Below are 15,685 nucleotides of genomic sequence, written 5' to 3' on the forward strand. Positions count from 1 at the left end.
AGCAGCCTCAGGCAAACGCTCGCTGCCAATCCTGATCAAACTTCGCCAGCGCCGCGTCCACCGCCGGCACCCGCAGCAACTGTTCGGCCACATCGAGCGGCAATGTGATGGACTGGCAACCCGCCAGCAGGCAGTCAAGCGCCTGGCGCGGAGTGCGGAACGATGCCGCCAGCACCTTGCTGTGCGGCGCATGCAGCGCCAGCAGCTGTTGCAGCTCCTGTACGGTGGCGATGCCATCGCCCCCCTGGGCATCCAGCCGGTTGACGTAGGGCGCCACGTACTCGGCCCCCGCCACCGCCGCCAGCCAGCCCTGCAGCGGGGTATAGACCGCCGTGCCCAGGGTCGGCACCCCGTTGGCCGTCAGGGTCTTGATGGCTGCCAGCCCCTCTTCACATACCGGGATCTTGATCACCAGGTCCCGGTCCAGCTCACGCAGGGCAAACGCCTCGCGCACCATCTCGGTCTCGGTTTTGGCCATCACCTGGGCAAACAGCCGTGCCTTGGGCCCCAGCACCTCCCGCAGGGCGGGCAGCAACTCGGTCAGCGGCATGCCGCCTGCCGCGGTAATGGACGGGTTGGTGGTGACGCCGGCCAGCGGCAGGATCCGTGACCAGCGGCGCACCGCAGCCACATCGGCAGTATCGAGATAAAGCTCCATCTCTGACTCCTTAATGGGATGTTCAATCTGTCGCCATTCTAGCGAGATAACATCCGCACATTGTTTGATCAAAATCAAATCAGCTTTCGAACGAAAGAAAATAGAATGCAAAAACAAAAGGAGGCGGTATGATTTTCGACCTGCAACGCTATTCAACCCACGATGGCCCCGGCATTCGCACCCTGGTGTTTCTCAAGGGGTGCTCGCTGGCCTGTCGCTGGTGTCAAAACCCGGAAAGCCGCTCTCCCAAGCCGGACATACTACTCGACCGGCGCCAATGCATCGAGGGATGCCGGCTCTGCAGCGACGCCTGCCCGGCAATCTTGCGTGACAGCCAGGGTGTCCAGCTCACCCGCTCAGCCCTGCGCAATCAGGATGTGGAACGGCTGCGCGGCCTCTGCCCCAGCGAAGCGCTGCAGGTGTGCGGCCGGGAGGAGAGCCTGGACACCCTGATGGCCACCATCTTGCGGGATCGCCCCTTCTTCGAGCGCAGCGGCGGGGGGGTCACCCTCTCCGGCGGCGAGCCCTTCATGCAGCCCGAGTTTGCCGCCAGCCTGCTGGCCCGCTGCAAGGCCGAGGGGCTGCATACTGCGGTGGAAAGTTGCCTGCACGTACCCTGGCCCCAGATTGAACCTAGCCTCCCCCACCTCGACCTGCTGCTGGCGGATCTCAAGCATGTGGATGAGGAGCGCTTCTTCGACTGGACCCGTGGCAAGGTCGCCCTGCCCCTGGCCAATCTCAAGCGCCTGGCCGAGCGCGGCGTGGCCATGCAGATCCGGGTGCCGCTCATCCCCGGCTTCAATGCCGACCGCGCTTCCATCGAGGCCATCACCCGGGCCGCCGCCAGCCTTGGCACCGTGCAGGAGATCCACTTTCTCCCCTACCACACCCTGGGCGCGGGCAAGTACGCCCTGCTCGACCAACCCTATCAGGCCCCCCCCCAGCCGCTTGATGACCCGGCACTGCTCGCCTTTGCCCATGAGTGTGCCCGTGCGCAGGGGCTGACCCCGCTCACCCGGGGCTAGGAACACCCCATGACATCAGCCACTCACTGCCCTATGACCAGAGGATAAGACCATGACCCAGCTCGACCTCACCACCCTGCCCGCGCGGATCCGTGCCCACAAGGAGAGCCTGATCCACATCGTCCAGCCGCCGGTCTGCACCGAGCGGGCCCGTCACTACACGCAAGCCTATCAGGCCCACCTGGCCCGGCCGCTGCCGGTGCGCCGCGCCCTGGCACTGGCCCATCACCTCAAGGAGCGCACCATCTGGATCAAGCACGACGAGCTCATCGTCGGCAACCAGGCGAGTCAGGTGCGGGCGGCACCGCTCTTTCCCGAATACACGGTGGGCTGGATCGAGAAGGAGATAGACGAGCTGGCGGACAGACCCGGCGCCGGCTTTGCGGTGAGCGAGGCAGACAAGCTGGCCATCCACGCCCTCACCCCCTTCTGGCGCGGCCAGACGGTGCAGGATCGCTGCTACGGCCTCTTTACCGACGAGCAGAAGGGGCTGCTGGAGAGCGGCATCATCAAGGCCGAGGGCAACATGACTTCGGGGGATGCGCACCTCGCGGTCAACTATGAGCAGCTGCTTGCTCTCGGTCTCGACGGCCTCAAGGTCAAGGTGGCCGAGCGGCGCGGCCGGCTCGATCTGGCGGACTGGGCTGATCTGCAGCGCGAGCAGTTCCTGCAGGCCGTCGCCATCACCTTCGATGCCGTCAGCCAGCACATCGAGCGTTACGCCGCGCTGGCCCGCGACATGGCCGCGCAGGAGCCGCGCCCCGAGCGCCGCTGTGAGCTTGAGACCATAGCCCTCAACTGCGCCCACATCGCCCACCGGCCTCCCGAGACCTTCTGGCAGGCGCTGCAGCTTTGCTACTTCATCCAGCTCATCCTGCAGATCGAGTCCAATGGCCACTCGGTGTCGTTTGGCCGGATGGACCAGTACCTCTACCCCTGGTATCGCCGCGAGGTGGAACTGTCGGAATCCCTGCCGCGCACACGCGCCATCGAGCTGCTGCAAGGGTGCTGGCTCAAGTTGCTGGAGGTGAACAAGATCCGCTCAGGCACCCACTCCAAGGCCTCCGCCGGCAGCCCGCTCTATCAGAACGTCACCATCGGCGGCCAGAACTGGCAGGGTGGCAAGGCCCATGACGCGGTCAACGGCCTCTCCTACGCGATTCTGGAGTCCTGCGGCCAGCTGCGCTCCACCCAGCCCAACCTCTCGGTGCGCTACCATGCTGGCATGAGCGAGGATTTCCTCGACGCCTGCATCCAGGTGATCCGCTGCGGCTTCGGCATGCCCGCCTTCAACAACGACGAGGTGGTGATCCCCGAGTTCATCAAGCTCGGGGTGAGCGAGGAGGATGCTCACCACTACGCCGCCATCGGCTGCATCGAAACCGCAGTGCCCGGCAAGTGGGGCTATCGCTGCACCGGCATGAGCTTTATCAACTTCGCCCGCATCCTGCTGGCGGCACTCGATGGCGGCCGCGACGCCACCACCGGCAAGGTCTTCTTGCCCCAGCCCCAGTCACTGCGGCAAGGCTCGTTCGGTCACTTCGACGAGGTGATGGCCCGCTGGGACGAGCAGGTACGCTACTTCACCCGCAAGTCCATCGAGATCGACTGCGTGGTCGACAGCGTGCTGGAGGCCCAGGCCCACGACATCCTCTGCAGCGCCCTGGTGGATGACTGCATCGAGCGCGGCAAGACTATCAAGCAGGGGGGCGCCGTCTATGACTGGGTCTCCGGCCTGCAGGTGGGGATCGCCAACCTGGGCAACAGCCTGGCGGCGCTGAAGAAACTGGTGTTCGAGCAGGGCGTGGTGGATCAGCGCGAGCTGGCCGAAGCGCTCGAGCAGGATTTTGCCGGGCTCGAGGGTGAGCAGCTGCGCCAGCGCCTCACCCACGCGGCCCCCAAATATGGCAACGATCTGGACGAGGTCGACCTGCTGCTGGTACAGGCCTACCAAAGCTACATCGACGAGCTCAAGGGGCTGCACAACACCCGCTTCGGCCGTGGCCCCATCGGCGGCACCTACTATGCGGGCACCTCCTCCATCTCGGCCAACGTGCCCTTCGGTGCGGCCACCATGGCCACCCCGGATGGCCGCCACGCCCGCACCCCGCTGGCGGAAGGGGCCAGCCCCTCATCGGGGTCGGATCACCTGGGCCCCACGGCGGTGTTCAACTCGCTCGGTAAGCTGCCCACGGCGGCCATCCTCGGCGGGGTGCTGCTCAATCAGAAGCTGAGCCCGGCAAGCCTTGAAAACGAGCGGGACAAGGCCAAGCTGATGAGTCTGCTGCGCACCTTCTTCGAGGTGCACAAGGGGTGGCACGTGCAATACAACATCGTCTCGCGGGAAACCCTGCTGGCCGCCAAGGCCCATCCCGACCAGTATCGGGATCTGGTGGTGCGGGTGGCGGGCTATTCGGCCTTCTTCACCGCCTTATCCCCCGATGCGCAAGATGATATCATCGCCCGCACCGAGCACAGTCTCTGACGGGCCCCACCAGGGGCAGCTGTGCCCCACTATGACCGGCAAGCCACCCGCGCGGTGGCTTGCCGCTATCCACTGCCAGCCAGCGAGGCCCCATGAACCCACGCCACCAACTGATCCTCACCCTGGTCCATCAGGCCCGCAAGATGAGCGTGAGCGAGCTCTCCCAACGTACCGGGGTCTCGGAGGTGACGGTGCGCAACGACCTGACTGCCCTCGAAAAGCAGGGGCTGCTCAAGCGCGTGCACGGCTCGGCCATGGCGCTGGAGAGCGACGACCCCGACGCCCGGATGAACATCAACTACCTGCTCAAGGAGCGTCTCGCCGAGCGGGCCGCCCAGCTGGTGGAGGATGGCGAGACGGTCTTTATCGAGGGGGGCAGCGCCAACGCCCTGCTGGCCCGCCATCTGGCCCTGCACAAGCGGGTCACCATCATCACCATCAGCAGCTACATCGCCCACCTGCTGCGCGACACCCAGGCCCAGGTAGTGCTGCTCGGCGGCCTGTTCCAGCATCAGAGCGAGAGCGTGGTGGGGCCGCTGACCCGCCTGTGCATCGAGCAGGTGCACTTCTCCAAGGCCTTCATCGGGGTAGACGGTTTTCACCCCGAGATGGGCTTCACCGGCCGCGACATGATGCGGGCCGACGTGGTCAACAGCGTGCTGGCCAAGGGGGTGACCAATGTGGTCATCACCGACAGCAGCAAGTTCGGCGCCATCCACCCGAGTCCGCTCGGCACGCCAGGCCAGATCGGCGTGCTGGTCACCGACGATGCCCTGCCCACCCCCATGCGGGCCACCCTGGCCGCACGCGGCATCACAGTGCACTGCGTCGCCGCCTGAATCACACCTTTCCCCCCGTTGCCGGGTTGATCCCCCGCCTGGCGGCTTGACGGCGCCCACCGAGGCTGGGGTATGCTCGTCCTCTTTTGGCCTCTCCTGCCTGAGGCCACAGACCGAAGGACGCCGCATGCACACCAAGGACAAGTTTCTGGCCGCTCTGGTCATCCTCTGCTGGGGGCTCAACTTCGTCGCCATCAAGTGGGGGCTGGAGGGGATTCCCCCGCTGCTGCTGGGGGCGCTGCGCTTCGTCGGGGTGGTCTTTCCCGCCATCTTGCTGGTCCCCAGACCCGCCATGCCGTGGCGCTGGCTGCTGGCCTATGGCGGTGCCATCAGTCTGGGCCAGTTCTCCTTTCTGTTCTGCGCCATGAAGTTCGGCATGCCGGCGGGCATGGCCTCGCTGGTGCTGCAATCCCAGGTGGTGTTCACCCTGCTGTTCGCCATGATCTGGCTGGGTGAGCGCTGGCAACCCCATCACTGGGTGGCCTTGCCGCTGGCGGGGGCCGGGCTCTATCTCATCGCCACCCATGGCGAAGGCAACCTGACCCTGCTCGGCTTCGTGCTGACCCTCTGCGCGGCCGCCTGCTGGGGCCTTGGCAACGTCATCAATCGCCAGATCGGGCTGCGCTACCAGACCACATTGCCCAGCCTTATCGCCTGGGGCGGACTGGTGCCCATCCTTCCCTTCCTCGCCCTCTCCTGGTTGTTCGAGGGGCCCGAGCTGATGGCCAGCAGCCTGCTCAACATCAGCTGGCAAGGTTTCCTGTGCGTGCTCTATCTCTCGTTTGTCGCCACCTGGCTCGGCTACGGCCTGTGGGGCCGGTTGCTGATGCGCTACCCGGTGGCGCAGGTGGCCCCTCTCTCCCTGCTGGTGCCCTGCGTCGGCATGGTGGCCGCGGCCCTGCTGCTGGACGAGCACCCCACCCCCTTGCAGTGGCTGGGCTCGGCCCTGGTGCTACTCGGCTTTGTGGTGCATCTGCTGGGCGGCCGGCTGCGCTGGTTCAAGCCGCAGGCTGCAGCCTGATCCTTATTTGCCCGCCGCCATTGACCAGGGCGGGGAAACTTTCCATGATGAGCCAGCCCCCATCGGGGCTGGAGCCACCCACCAGTGGCCTGCAGGACGCAGCCATCAGGAGAGCAAGGACATGCCATCGACCTTCACCACCAACCCCCGCATCATCCCGCGCCTTCTGCGCAGCAGTGCCATTGCCCTGACCCTCTGTCTGAGCCACTACGGCTGGAGCGCCACCCTGCCAGCCGATCTGACCTGGGAGAGCAACAACGCGGATCCCGCTTTCGCGGATCCGGCCGCCAAGCGGGGCGGTACCTTTCGCGGCTTCATGACCAGTTTTCCGCTGACCCTGCGGGTCTACGGCCCGGACTCCAACGGCGGCTTCGCCGGCTATATGCGGGAGACCAATCTGCCGCTCTTGAGTACCCATCCCGTCACCGGCAATCCCATGCCGATGCTGGCCAACGAATGGGCCTTCGGGCCTGACCACAAGACCCTCTATCTGCGCATCAATCCCAAGGCACGCTGGTCGGACGGTCAACCGGTCACCGCCGATGACTGGCTGTTCACCCTCAAGCTGCTGCGCAGCAAGGAGATCAACGACCCCTGGTACAACAACTACTACAGCACCCAGATAAGCGAAGTGACCAAGTTTGATGACCACACCCTGGCCATCTCCAGCGGCACGGCCAAGAGTCGCCAGGATCTGCTGGAATCCCTGCCCTTCAGCCCGGCCCCCAGCCACGCCATCAAGATCACCGCCGACTGGGTCAAGACGTACAACTGGAAGCTGCTGCCGGTGACCGGCCCCTATCAGCTTGGCGAGGTGAAGAAGGGCAAGTCGGTCACCTTCGAGCGGGTCAAGGATTGGTGGGGCAATGACGAGCGCTACTTCCAGCACCGTTTCAACCCGGATCGGATCGAGCTCAAGGTACTCAGGGATCAGAACATCGCCTGGCAGCACTTCCTGCGCGGCGAGCTCGATACCTTCCCGCTAGTGATGCCCAACTGGTGGCACGACAAGAGCAAAACGCCGGAGTTCGCCAAGGGCTATATCGAACGCCTCTGGTTCTACAATCAGACCCCTCAACCCCCCACGGGGCTCTATCTCAACACCGCCGATCTGCTGCTGCGCAATCTCAATGTGCGGCTCGGCATCCAGCACGCCCTCAATCTCGACAAGATGCTCACCACCCTGCTGCGAGGGGATTACCAGCGCCTCAACAGCTATGGCTCCGGCCAGGGGGAGTTCACCAACACGGATCTCAAGGCCCGTCCGTTTGATCCCGAGCTGGCGCGCCACTACTTTGCCAAGGCCGGTTTCACCAAGCCCGGCCCCGACGGCACCCTGCAAAACAGCCAGGGCCAGCCGCTGACCCTGACCATCACCTACACCACGGCGGAGCACGCCCAGCGCCTCACCCTGCTGCGCGAAGAGGCCAAGAAGGCGGGGCTCAACCTCGAGCTCAACCTGATGGATGCCTCGGCCGGCTTCAAATCGATGCTGGAGAAAAAACACCAGAGCGCCTGGATGGCCTGGTCAGGCAGCCGTTATCCCGCCTATTGGGAGTTCTTCCACAAGATCAACGCCAACAAGCCGCAGACCAACAACATCATGAACATCGATGACGATGCCATCACGGCCCTGGTGGAGCAGTACGACAAGGAGTTCGACTTCGCCAAAAAAGCGGCGCTGTCGCGCCAGATCCAGCAACGGCTCTATGAGCTGGCCAGCTTTGTGCCCGCCTATCAGGTGCCCTACACCCGGGAAGGGGCCTGGCGCTGGATAAAACTGCCCAAGCTGCCGGCGACGCCCAAGAGCGAGTTGCTCTACTGGCCGCTGGACGGCAGCAACAGCGGCTACAGCTTCGGCGGCCTGTTCTGGATTGATGAAGAGGCCAAGACGCAGACCCAGGCCGCCATCAAGGCGGATCAGGCCTTCCCGGCCGTCACCCGGGTTGATACCACCTATCAGCAGAAATAGGGGCCTGTGCAGCCTGCCTCTTTGCCAAGGTTGGCCTAGGCCACCAACAAAAAGACCCCGCACAGTGGCGGGGTCTTCTTTGCAACCGGGGTTGCCAGCTTGAAGCAGCAGCGATTAACCGCGCTTGGCCTGCTTCTGGGCGATAGCATCGGCCACGTCGGCCGGCTCCAGCACGATGCCTTCCTGATCCGGGGTCGGGAACACGGCAACGCACAGTTCATCCTGCTCCATGCCGTCGATCCAGCGCTCCAGCCACACCTTGAGGGTGATGGACTGCGGCTTGCAGTCGGCCCACTCCCCTTCGGCCCACGCCTTGGCGTATTCCGGGTGCGGCCATACCGGGATGCAGTCTTCATCGTCGGTGGTCAGCATCATGACGCCGTGCTCGTCGGTCAGAACGAACAGCTCTTCGTGCTCGACCAGCTTGCTGATGAAGTGATCAAAGCGGTAGTCCGCGTTCAGTTGCAGCGCTGCATTGCGCTCGGTGTCGCTCAGTTCATAGCTCATCGGTCAAGTCTCTTGTGCAATAAAGGGCGCCATGTTCACATCTTGCCGGCGCCTTGTCCAGTATGAGAGATCGGTCACCGATTTTTCGCGATCTCACCCCAGCTCGGGGGTCACCAGGGTGATCCCCGCCATCTCGCTCAAACGCTGGCGCAGCCAGTAGGCGGATTCCACCTCGACGAAGCAGAGCTGCTCCCGTCCGGCCAGGGCAGCGGCCATGATCTGCTCGAAACGGGCCTGTTGTTGCGCTTGCCAAGCAGCAGCCAGCTTGCCGCCATGGGCCTCATCCACCACCTCGCGGCGCAACTCGAACAGGTTGTCGGTGATCGGGCTGTTGATCTTGGCCGGGCTGTGCCAGTACATCAGCAAATTGTCCATCATCTCGCTGTCATAATTGGCCAGCGCATCCAGCTCGGGCGTCGCACCCTCTTCACCGGTAGCAAAATCACACCAGGCCGCCGTCAGCGGGGCCAGGGTCTGGGCGGCTGCCCCCTTGCCATGCTGACGCAGGGCGGCGACATCCGCTCCCTTGCAGGCCGGCAGCCAGACATCGCCCTGATGCTGCTCGAGCAGGGGCAACAACAGGGAGACGGGATAGACGGGGAAACGCGTCCCCAGTGTGTGCAGCAGTGATACCAGTGTGATCTTGACCATGGAATACGCCTTGAACCGAAGGCCGATACGCAGCGTTCGGCCAGAAAGACAAAGGAGGCTCCTATCCTATCATGTTTGGCATGGCAGGGGCGGACTCAACTACGCCTCCAAAAAACACTGGCAGGACGACCAAAAAAGCAGCGTTTGAGCATGCATAGAAAGGAGAAAGCCCAATAGTTTGAGCCAGCGCCCACTAAAGTGGATCCGGGAATGCTAGTTTGCATACATCTTTAGCGTAAGGAGTGCATTCATGATCGGGATCGACCAGGTTTCTAACGAGTTTGTAAACGATTTGAAAATACTGGCATGTTTTGATCCGGCCAACATGAGCCTGGGGATCAAGTTGCGCAGCGACATGTCCGACGAACTCTGCCAGGCAGCGTCACGTCTGCATCAACAGGGGCTCATCAGCGCGGAAGATGGTGGCTATCTGACGCCATTCGGCATGACCATGGTCGAGCATCTGCAGCACCTGCTGGTCGCACTCAAACCGCTTTGATTGCTTTGGGAGCCCACAGTGAAAAGTTGAGCAGCTCCCAGCGTTTCCCCTGACGCAGCAGACAGGCAAACAGTAAAGGACCTTCGGGTCCTTTTACTTTGCCATCGACCATCCACTCCCCCACCCGTTTTGGCAATGGTTGAGCCTTGATCTCGTCGGGCAGAGAGTCGCCGCCCACGCGCACCTCGACAAACTGCTGGCATACGGCTTTTGCCTCGGCCTCGACAGTATCCTGTCCCTGCACATCGGCAGAAGTGATCAGAGTGGCAGCAAGCAGAAGAGATGGCAGCATAGTGGAGGCAACGAGAGAGCAGGAAGTAGCACCATTCACTCTCAGCAGATGAGAGTGAAGCGTCCATAAACAAAAAGCCGTGGAACCAGAGGCACCACGGCTTTCTTAAATTCTGTAAGAATTACAGAGCAGTTACGTTCTCAGCCTGCGGGCCTTTCTGACCTTGGGTCACAGAGAACTGTACGCGCTGACCTTCAGCCAGGGTACGGAAACCGTTACCGCTGATAGCGCTGAAGTGAACGAAAACGTCCGGGCCGTTTTCTTGCTGGATGAAGCCAAAACCTTTGGTTTCGTTGAAAAACTTAACGGTACCGGTGATCATGTTAGACATATCTTTAAACCTGTATTCAAAATAATTACTTATGCTTTTCAGCGGATAAAGCTCAAAAAACGGGATTAACTTATGAACAACAGGAAAAGATGTAAAACATCATATTCATTGACATAACTATCGCCCTTTCAAGCTGGTTTAGATTATACGTGGCTTTGGGGATTACGCAAACAATTTGTGCCCTGCCACGGCAGGGCACACATGTCACAATGAGGGGGCTTCCAGCGCCTGTACCAGGGCCTTGAGGAAGCGTGCCGCCTCACCGCCGGTGCAGGCTCTGTGGTCGAATGTCATCGACAACGGCAGTGCTCTGACCGGGCGTGCCTCCCCATGGATGAACACGACTTTCTCGAACAATTTGCCCGCCCCTATGATGGCCACTTGAGGTGGCGTCACGATCGGGCTGGCATAGCGCCCCGCGATGGCGCCGAAGTTGGTGAGGGTGATGGTCGCCCCCTGCAACATCTCGCGCGGCACGGCGCGCGCCTTCACGTCGGCAATCATTCGATCCAGCCCTTGGCGCAGATCGGCCCCTTCCCGCTCGGCCACGTTTTCCATGACCGGCACATAGAGCCCATGCTTGGAATCCACCGCAATGGCCACGTTGACCTCTCTGAACAACCGTCTTGACAGGGTGTCGCCATCAAACCAGGCGTTCATGGAGGATTCGGCCCGACAAGCCACGCCGATGGCCTTGATGAGGCGCACCGTGACGTCTTCATCAGGGCGCCAGTGACGCAAGTCCACCTCATCGGTGATGCTGACCGGCACGACCGTTTTATGGGATAGCTCCATCGCCTTGGCCATGGCCCGGCGCGAGCCCTTGAGGAACTCGTTGCCACTGCTCTGCTGGGCCTCGAATGCCTGCTGCACATCCTGTTCGGTCACCATGCCGGCACTGCCGCTACCCTTGAGCCGCTCGATATCCAGCCCCAGTTTCTGGGCCAGTAGGCGTACGGCCGGCATGGCCTGCACCAGGGCACCGCCGGGGGCAATGGCTCCCACCACGAAGTGATCCTCGATGTGCTGCTGATGGGCATTGACCTTGCCGACGACGGTGCCGTCATCTTCACCGCCTTCGAACTCCACCAACGGCGCACCGATGTGAAGGATGTCCCCCTCGGCACCACACAGCCTGGCGATGACCCCCGCCACCGGCGAAGGTACATCCACCAGCGCCTTGGCCGTCTCTACCGACAACAACACCTGGTCGACGCTCACGGTATCGCCGGCGCTGACCTTCCATTCGACGATCTCGGCTTCGGCCAAGCCTTCACCCAGATCCGGTAATTTGAAAAATTTCATAGCCACTGGTTCTCCATCAGCTGATGAGCCGCATCGGCAATGTCCTGCTCGGTGATGAGGTAGTACTCTTCGTTGCGGTAATAGGGGACGGCAGCGTCCACCCCGGTGAGCCGTCTGGGCGGTGCCTTGAGGGAAGTCAGTGCCTCCTCGGTGACCCGCGCCACGATTTCGGCGCCGACCCCGAAGCTGCCGCACGCTTCGTGCACCACCAGCAGGCGGCCGGTCTTGCGAACCGACGCCAGGATGCTCTCCATGTCCAGCGGCTTGATGGTGGCAAGATCCAGCACTTCGCACTGAATGTCCTGCTCCGCCAACAGGTTCGCTGCCCGCATCACTTCCTGGATGCAGGCTCCCCAGGCGACGACCGTGATGTCACGGCCGGGACGCAGGGTAAAGCAGACATCCAGCGGCAACCCAATGCCGTCATCCACCACGTCGGATTTCATCGAGCGATAGATGCGATCTGGCTCGAAGAACATCACGGGATCCGGGTCGCGAATGGCCGACAACAGCAGGCCATAGGCCCGTTTCGGGCTGGAGGGGATCACCACCCGCAGCCCGGGAATGTGGGCGAACAGGGCTTCCACGCTCTCGCTGTGGTGTTCGGGGGAGTGAATGCCGGCGCCGTAGGGGGAGCGGTAGACGATGGGGCAGGTGATGCGGCCCCGGGTGCGATTGCGCATCCGCGCCGCCTGGCAGATGATCTGCTCCATGCCCGGGAAGATGAAGCCCTGGAACTGGAATTCAGCCACGGGCTTGAGCCCCTGGGTGGCCATCCCGACCGCGACCCCGGCGATCAGCCCCTCGGCCAGCGGGGTATCGATCACCCGCTTGAAGCCGAACTTGTCGCGCAGGCCCACGGTGGCGCGAAACACCCCGCCGTTGACCCCCACATCCTCGCCGAGCACCACCACGTCCGGGTCCCGCTCCATCTCGTGATGCAACGCCAGATTGACGGCCTCGAGCAACGTCATATCACTCATGCTTCCTCCCCGCTGTGCTGCTGCATGCCCTTGGCAATGATGCGCCGGCGCTGCGTGCGGTAATCCTTCGGCAACTCGGCAAACTGGTAGTCGAGCAGGGTTTCCGGGGCCTGCGCCGCCGTGTTTTCATACACGGCCACGGCGCGCTCGACCTCGCGGGCCGCCTCGGCCAGCAATGCCTGCTCCTGCTGCTCGTCCCACCAGCCCTGCTCAAACATGAACTGACGCAGCCGCTTGACCGGCTCCTTGGCCCAGGCGGCTTCCACTTCGGCCGCTTCCCGATAACGGGTCGCATCGTCGGCCGTGGTGTGATCCCCCAGCCGATAGCTGACCGCCTCGATCAGGGTCGGTCCCTTGCCGCTGCGGGCGCGCTCGACGGCGCTGCGGGTGGCCTCATAGACGGCGACTACGTCGTTGCCGTCCACCTGAATGCTGCGCACGCCGGCCCCTATCCCTTTCTGGGCCAATGTGGGGGCGCTCGACTGCAGCTTGCGCGGCACCGAGATGGCCCACTGGTTGTTGTTGATGATCATCACCATGGGCAGGTGCCAGACGCCGGCACAGTTGAGCCCCTCCAGGAAGTCGCCCTTGGAGGTGCCGCCATCGCCGATGGTCACCACGGCGACCCTGGGTTGATTGCGCAGTTTGAAGGCCGCGGCGATGCCGGCGGCATGGGTGATCTGGGTGGCGATGGGCACGCAGATGGGCAGATCCTCGGAGAGTTCGCCATCCGCCTTGTAAAAGACGCTGCCACGCTCGTCCCCGCCCCAGTACTGCAGGTTTTTCTCCATGGGCACGCCCCGTACATAGAGGGTGGGCATGTCCCGGTAGTAGGGCACATAGACATCCTGCGGCTGCATGGCGAGCCCGACCCCTATCCCGACCGCCTCGGCGCCCAGGTGGGAGGGAAACGTACCAAGCTTGCCGGTTCGCTGCAGCGCGATCGCTTTCTTGTCATAGCTGCGCACCATCACCATGTTGCGGTAGAAGGTGTGCAGTATCGCCTTGTCCAGCCAGGTCGGTAGTGTGGCGACCGGGCGCCCTTCCTCATCGAGGTAACGAAGGAAAGGGATGTCGACATGGGTCATAACTGGCTCCTTGCCGTTGTCAACGTCACCACCATGAGGTGACCCTTTGAATGTAAATATATTGTTAACCAAAGGGCAATGGGATTTAGCCAGGTAAGACCAGTAGAAACTTCTTTAATTTCAGAAAGAAGCTGGATTTTTCGGCTGAGAGGAAACGAAACAGGGAGCCGCATCGGGCTCCCTGTCAGGATGAGGACGGGATCGCTCAAGGCTCCCGAAAAGGGCTGCACGCCCTGCAATGCCGGTGGCAGCCTGCCATTGCCATCAGAAGTGGCGCCGGGTTACTCCCACAGCCGGGTCGGCACCACCAGCAACACGGTACGCTGGCCGATGGCCACGTTGGCGTTGGGGAACACCACCGCCTCCCGCGGTTTCTCTACCGTGTAGCGCAGCTCGCCATCCTCGGCCAGCACGAAACCCTGGGGAAATTCGGTGAAATTGTCCACATCGCTGGCAAACAGGAAACGAAACTGCTCCGAGCGCTTGTTGATCACCCGGTCGATGGCAAAAATGGTGAAGTCATCTGCCCGCCAGGGCTCCAGCACCACCTCGTCCCGGGTCACCAGATCCTGCAGCGCCTGCCGGGTTTCGATGAAACGGGTCATGTCGTTCTCGCCAAACGGGCGCACCTTGCCCAGCTCCACCGTGAAGGCGTGAGCACCGTGGCGGTGGGAGCTGTAATAGCTGAAGGTGGTGGTGGGGCCGCTGGAGAGCAGAATGGTGCGCACGCCGCAGGTGCCGAGAAACTGCACCTGCTCCTTGCAATGAGGCCGCTCGTGGGGGAAGGGATAGACGGCAAATTTCTCGTGACGCGAGCCGCGAATGGCAGTGTGCAGGTCGTAGTGGTAGCGCGGTCTGGCCGGATCAGTAAAGAAGCGGCTCACATACTGCTCGAGGCGCATGGCGCGGATCCGCTCCTGGTTGCACAGCCCCTCCCCCTTGCTGTGAGCGCCGGAAAAGAGCCGGTTCATGTTCTCCTCCACTTCGCGCACGCCCAGATTCATGGCCGCCGGGTTGCCGAACAGGAACAGCACCCGGTGACGGGCCCTAAGCTCGCCACTGAGCAGGCGGCTCAGCAGCTGGTTGCAGATCTCGATGGGGGCCGTCTCGTTGCCGTGGATGCCGCAGGAGAGCACGATATCCTTGCGCCCGCCCGGCAGATCGCCGGCGCCGCTGGCAGGCTCCAGGCAGAGCACCCCCGTATCCCACACACTCGCGCGAGCACCATCCGGCAGATCAAACGAGAACGGCTCAAGCTGCCACTCGTGGCGGCGAGTCAGGGCCAAAAAGTCATGCTGGGGAATCATCCATCTCACCCTTTTGTCAGGAACGCTTGGCCGGATTATACGCAAGGCCCTCGGGCTTAAAATCAATTTTTAAACAAATTCAAACAGTAATGTTACAAGTGTGGGAGGGAGGAACATCACGAGGGAACAAAAGGGGTCGGCAACAGGCCGTGAGAGAGGGAAACGGGTACAACGAAGAGAACGGGCCCAGGCAAACGGGGCTGTCTGTCACGCCATGGCGGCGCTGGCTGGCAACAGTGAGTCAGCAGTAAAATGAGGCATCCTTGCCCGGCAGATCAACCACGCCAGAACGGCTTGGTGGTCTCTTGATAACGATCAGCTTCGTTCAGACCGATGTCCTTGAGCAGGTACTCGGGCAGCTCGGAGAGCTGGCGACGGCTGCGGCTGCGTTCCAGCCAGGTCAGTACGGTCATTTTGACGCGAGCAGCCAGATTCAGTTGGCTGGAATGCTGGTAACCGGCTTCGGTATAAGTCATGTTGGCCATGATGTGGCTCCTCTTTACGATGTCTGCGCGGGGTGCGAATTTGTTGCGCAAAGCTTAGTCAGGGGGGGTAGCCGACTCAATTGACGAATTTTGATAGCAGGCATTATTAAAACTAATGGTTGATGTCGTCATGAGCATGAATATAACGCATTGATTAATAACAACTTAACCATCTTTTCGTCTGTACAGGATACCCTGCAGCATATTCTCCTGCATGGATCCCTTCTAACTATGCAG

The 15,685-nt window shown here is 62.3% G+C and carries 16 protein-coding genes; 6 read left to right on the forward strand and 10 right to left on the reverse strand.

The features are described from left to right. Positions 1-7: 7 nt before the first annotated feature. Positions 8-658 carry a fructose-6-phosphate aldolase gene (fsa, locus tag PG900_RS12380; RefSeq protein ID WP_011706656.1) on the reverse strand — a complete coding sequence of 217 codons (651 nt, stop codon included), beginning with the start codon at positions 656-658 and terminating at the stop codon, positions 8-10. 128 nt (positions 659-786) lie between these two features. Here fsa and PG900_RS12385 point away from each other — a divergent pair, with 128 nt between their 5' ends. The 5 genes from PG900_RS12385 (at position 787) to PG900_RS12405 (ending at position 8,000) form a co-directional block, all read left to right on the forward strand. After that, complete coding sequence (locus PG900_RS12385; RefSeq protein ID WP_270800207.1) at positions 787-1,683, forward strand: glycyl-radical enzyme activating protein; 897 nt, start codon at positions 787-789, stop codon at positions 1,681-1,683. 52 nt (positions 1,684-1,735) lie between these two features. Continuing rightward, complete coding sequence (locus tag PG900_RS12390) at positions 1,736-4,168, forward strand: formate C-acetyltransferase/glycerol dehydratase family glycyl radical enzyme (RefSeq protein WP_270831531.1); 2,433 nt, start codon at positions 1,736-1,738, stop codon at positions 4,166-4,168. A 92-nt stretch (positions 4,169-4,260) separates the two neighbouring features. Next, on the forward strand, positions 4,261-5,007 hold the full coding sequence (locus PG900_RS12395; RefSeq protein WP_041217328.1) for a DeoR/GlpR family DNA-binding transcription regulator: 747 nt from the start codon (positions 4,261-4,263) through the stop codon (positions 5,005-5,007). Between the two features lie 127 nt (positions 5,008-5,134). Continuing rightward, entirely contained in the window at positions 5,135-6,028 is an 894-nt protein-coding gene (locus PG900_RS12400) for an EamA family transporter (RefSeq protein WP_201905179.1), read from the forward strand. Between the two features lie 121 nt (positions 6,029-6,149). Continuing rightward, entirely contained in the window at positions 6,150-8,000 is a 1,851-nt protein-coding gene (locus PG900_RS12405) for an extracellular solute-binding protein (protein WP_270800200.1), read from the forward strand. A 114-nt stretch (positions 8,001-8,114) separates the two neighbouring features. Here PG900_RS12405 and PG900_RS12410 read toward each other — a convergent pair whose 3' ends face one another. Then, positions 8,115-8,507: a DUF2750 domain-containing protein gene (locus PG900_RS12410; protein ID WP_005302792.1), complete on the reverse strand. Its 393-nt coding sequence runs from the start codon at positions 8,505-8,507 to the stop codon at positions 8,115-8,117. Positions 8,508-8,600: 93 nt separating this feature from the next. After that, positions 8,601-9,158: a hypothetical protein gene (locus PG900_RS12415; RefSeq protein ID WP_270831532.1), complete on the reverse strand. Its 558-nt coding sequence runs from the start codon at positions 9,156-9,158 to the stop codon at positions 8,601-8,603. Between the two features lie 250 nt (positions 9,159-9,408). Between PG900_RS12415 and PG900_RS12420 the strand changes: the two genes are divergently transcribed. Continuing rightward, complete coding sequence (locus PG900_RS12420) at positions 9,409-9,657, forward strand: TIGR02647 family protein (RefSeq protein WP_011706664.1); 249 nt, start codon at positions 9,409-9,411, stop codon at positions 9,655-9,657. On the opposite strand, the gene PG900_RS12425 is transcribed toward PG900_RS12420, so the two are convergent. From PG900_RS12425 to PG900_RS12455, 7 genes are all read right to left on the reverse strand, one after another. Further along, the gene (locus tag PG900_RS12425; RefSeq protein WP_270800196.1) at positions 9,644-9,949 is read right to left on the reverse strand and encodes a hypothetical protein; all 306 of its coding nucleotides are present in this window, start codon (positions 9,947-9,949) and stop codon (positions 9,644-9,646) included. The two genes, PG900_RS12420 and PG900_RS12425, sit on opposite strands and share 14 nt — an antisense overlap. A gap of 121 nt (positions 9,950-10,070) precedes the next feature. Beyond that, the gene (locus tag PG900_RS12430) at positions 10,071-10,280 is read right to left on the reverse strand and encodes a cold-shock protein (protein ID WP_005331438.1); all 210 of its coding nucleotides are present in this window, start codon (positions 10,278-10,280) and stop codon (positions 10,071-10,073) included. Between the two features lie 204 nt (positions 10,281-10,484). Further along, positions 10,485-11,585 carry a dihydrolipoamide acetyltransferase family protein gene (locus PG900_RS12435; protein WP_270800301.1) on the reverse strand — a complete coding sequence of 367 codons (1,101 nt, stop codon included), beginning with the start codon at positions 11,583-11,585 and terminating at the stop codon, positions 10,485-10,487. After that, complete coding sequence (locus tag PG900_RS12440) at positions 11,582-12,568, reverse strand: alpha-ketoacid dehydrogenase subunit beta (protein ID WP_011706667.1); 987 nt, start codon at positions 12,566-12,568, stop codon at positions 11,582-11,584. The genes PG900_RS12435 and PG900_RS12440 overlap by 4 nt, the downstream gene beginning before the upstream one ends. After that, the gene (gene pdhA, locus PG900_RS12445) at positions 12,565-13,656 is read right to left on the reverse strand and encodes a pyruvate dehydrogenase (acetyl-transferring) E1 component subunit alpha (RefSeq protein WP_227291114.1); all 1,092 of its coding nucleotides are present in this window, start codon (positions 13,654-13,656) and stop codon (positions 12,565-12,567) included. Before pdhA ends, PG900_RS12440 begins: the two co-directional genes overlap by 4 nt. A gap of 281 nt (positions 13,657-13,937) precedes the next feature. After that, entirely contained in the window at positions 13,938-14,963 is a 1,026-nt protein-coding gene (gene astE, locus PG900_RS12450; protein ID WP_270800191.1) for a succinylglutamate desuccinylase, read from the reverse strand. Positions 14,964-15,238: 275 nt separating this feature from the next. Beyond that, positions 15,239-15,448, reverse strand: coding sequence for a DUF1127 domain-containing protein (locus PG900_RS12455; RefSeq protein WP_011706670.1), 210 nt, complete (start codon positions 15,446-15,448; stop codon positions 15,239-15,241). Positions 15,449-15,685: the final 237 nt, after the last annotated feature.

Source organism: Aeromonas sp. QDB03, from assembly GCF_027707985.1.
Lineage (GTDB): Bacteria > Pseudomonadota > Gammaproteobacteria > Enterobacterales > Aeromonadaceae > Aeromonas > Aeromonas hydrophila.

What these genes read in the sequence shown, in the direction of transcription:
- fsa (WP_011706656.1), bottom strand. Translation starts at nt 658, where the DNA reads ATGGAGCTTTATCTCGATACTGCCGATGTGGCTGCGGTGCGCCGCTGG.
- PG900_RS12385 (WP_270800207.1), top strand. Translation starts at nt 787, where the DNA reads ATGATTTTCGACCTGCAACGCTATTCAACCCACGATGGCCCCGGCATT.
- PG900_RS12390 (WP_270831531.1), top strand. Translation starts at nt 1,736, where the DNA reads ATGACCCAGCTCGACCTCACCACCCTGCCCGCGCGGATCCGTGCCCAC.
- PG900_RS12395 (WP_041217328.1), top strand. Translation starts at nt 4,261, where the DNA reads ATGAACCCACGCCACCAACTGATCCTCACCCTGGTCCATCAGGCCCGC.
- PG900_RS12400 (WP_201905179.1), top strand. Translation starts at nt 5,135, where the DNA reads ATGCACACCAAGGACAAGTTTCTGGCCGCTCTGGTCATCCTCTGCTGG.
- PG900_RS12405 (WP_270800200.1), top strand. Translation starts at nt 6,150, where the DNA reads ATGCCATCGACCTTCACCACCAACCCCCGCATCATCCCGCGCCTTCTG.
- PG900_RS12410 (WP_005302792.1), bottom strand. Translation starts at nt 8,507, where the DNA reads ATGAGCTATGAACTGAGCGACACCGAGCGCAATGCAGCGCTGCAACTG.
- PG900_RS12415 (WP_270831532.1), bottom strand. Translation starts at nt 9,158, where the DNA reads ATGGTCAAGATCACACTGGTATCACTGCTGCACACACTGGGGACGCGT.
- PG900_RS12420 (WP_011706664.1), top strand. Translation starts at nt 9,409, where the DNA reads ATGATCGGGATCGACCAGGTTTCTAACGAGTTTGTAAACGATTTGAAA.
- PG900_RS12425 (WP_270800196.1), bottom strand. Translation starts at nt 9,949, where the DNA reads ATGCTGCCATCTCTTCTGCTTGCTGCCACTCTGATCACTTCTGCCGAT.
- PG900_RS12430 (WP_005331438.1), bottom strand. Translation starts at nt 10,280, where the DNA reads ATGTCTAACATGATCACCGGTACCGTTAAGTTTTTCAACGAAACCAAA.
- PG900_RS12435 (WP_270800301.1), bottom strand. Translation starts at nt 11,585, where the DNA reads ATGAAATTTTTCAAATTACCGGATCTGGGTGAAGGCTTGGCCGAAGCC.
- PG900_RS12440 (WP_011706667.1), bottom strand. Translation starts at nt 12,568, where the DNA reads ATGAGTGATATGACGTTGCTCGAGGCCGTCAATCTGGCGTTGCATCAC.
- pdhA (WP_227291114.1), bottom strand. Translation starts at nt 13,656, where the DNA reads ATGACCCATGTCGACATCCCTTTCCTTCGTTACCTCGATGAGGAAGGG.
- astE (WP_270800191.1), bottom strand. Translation starts at nt 14,963, where the DNA reads ATGATTCCCCAGCATGACTTTTTGGCCCTGACTCGCCGCCACGAGTGG.
- PG900_RS12455 (WP_011706670.1), bottom strand. Translation starts at nt 15,448, where the DNA reads ATGGCCAACATGACTTATACCGAAGCCGGTTACCAGCATTCCAGCCAA.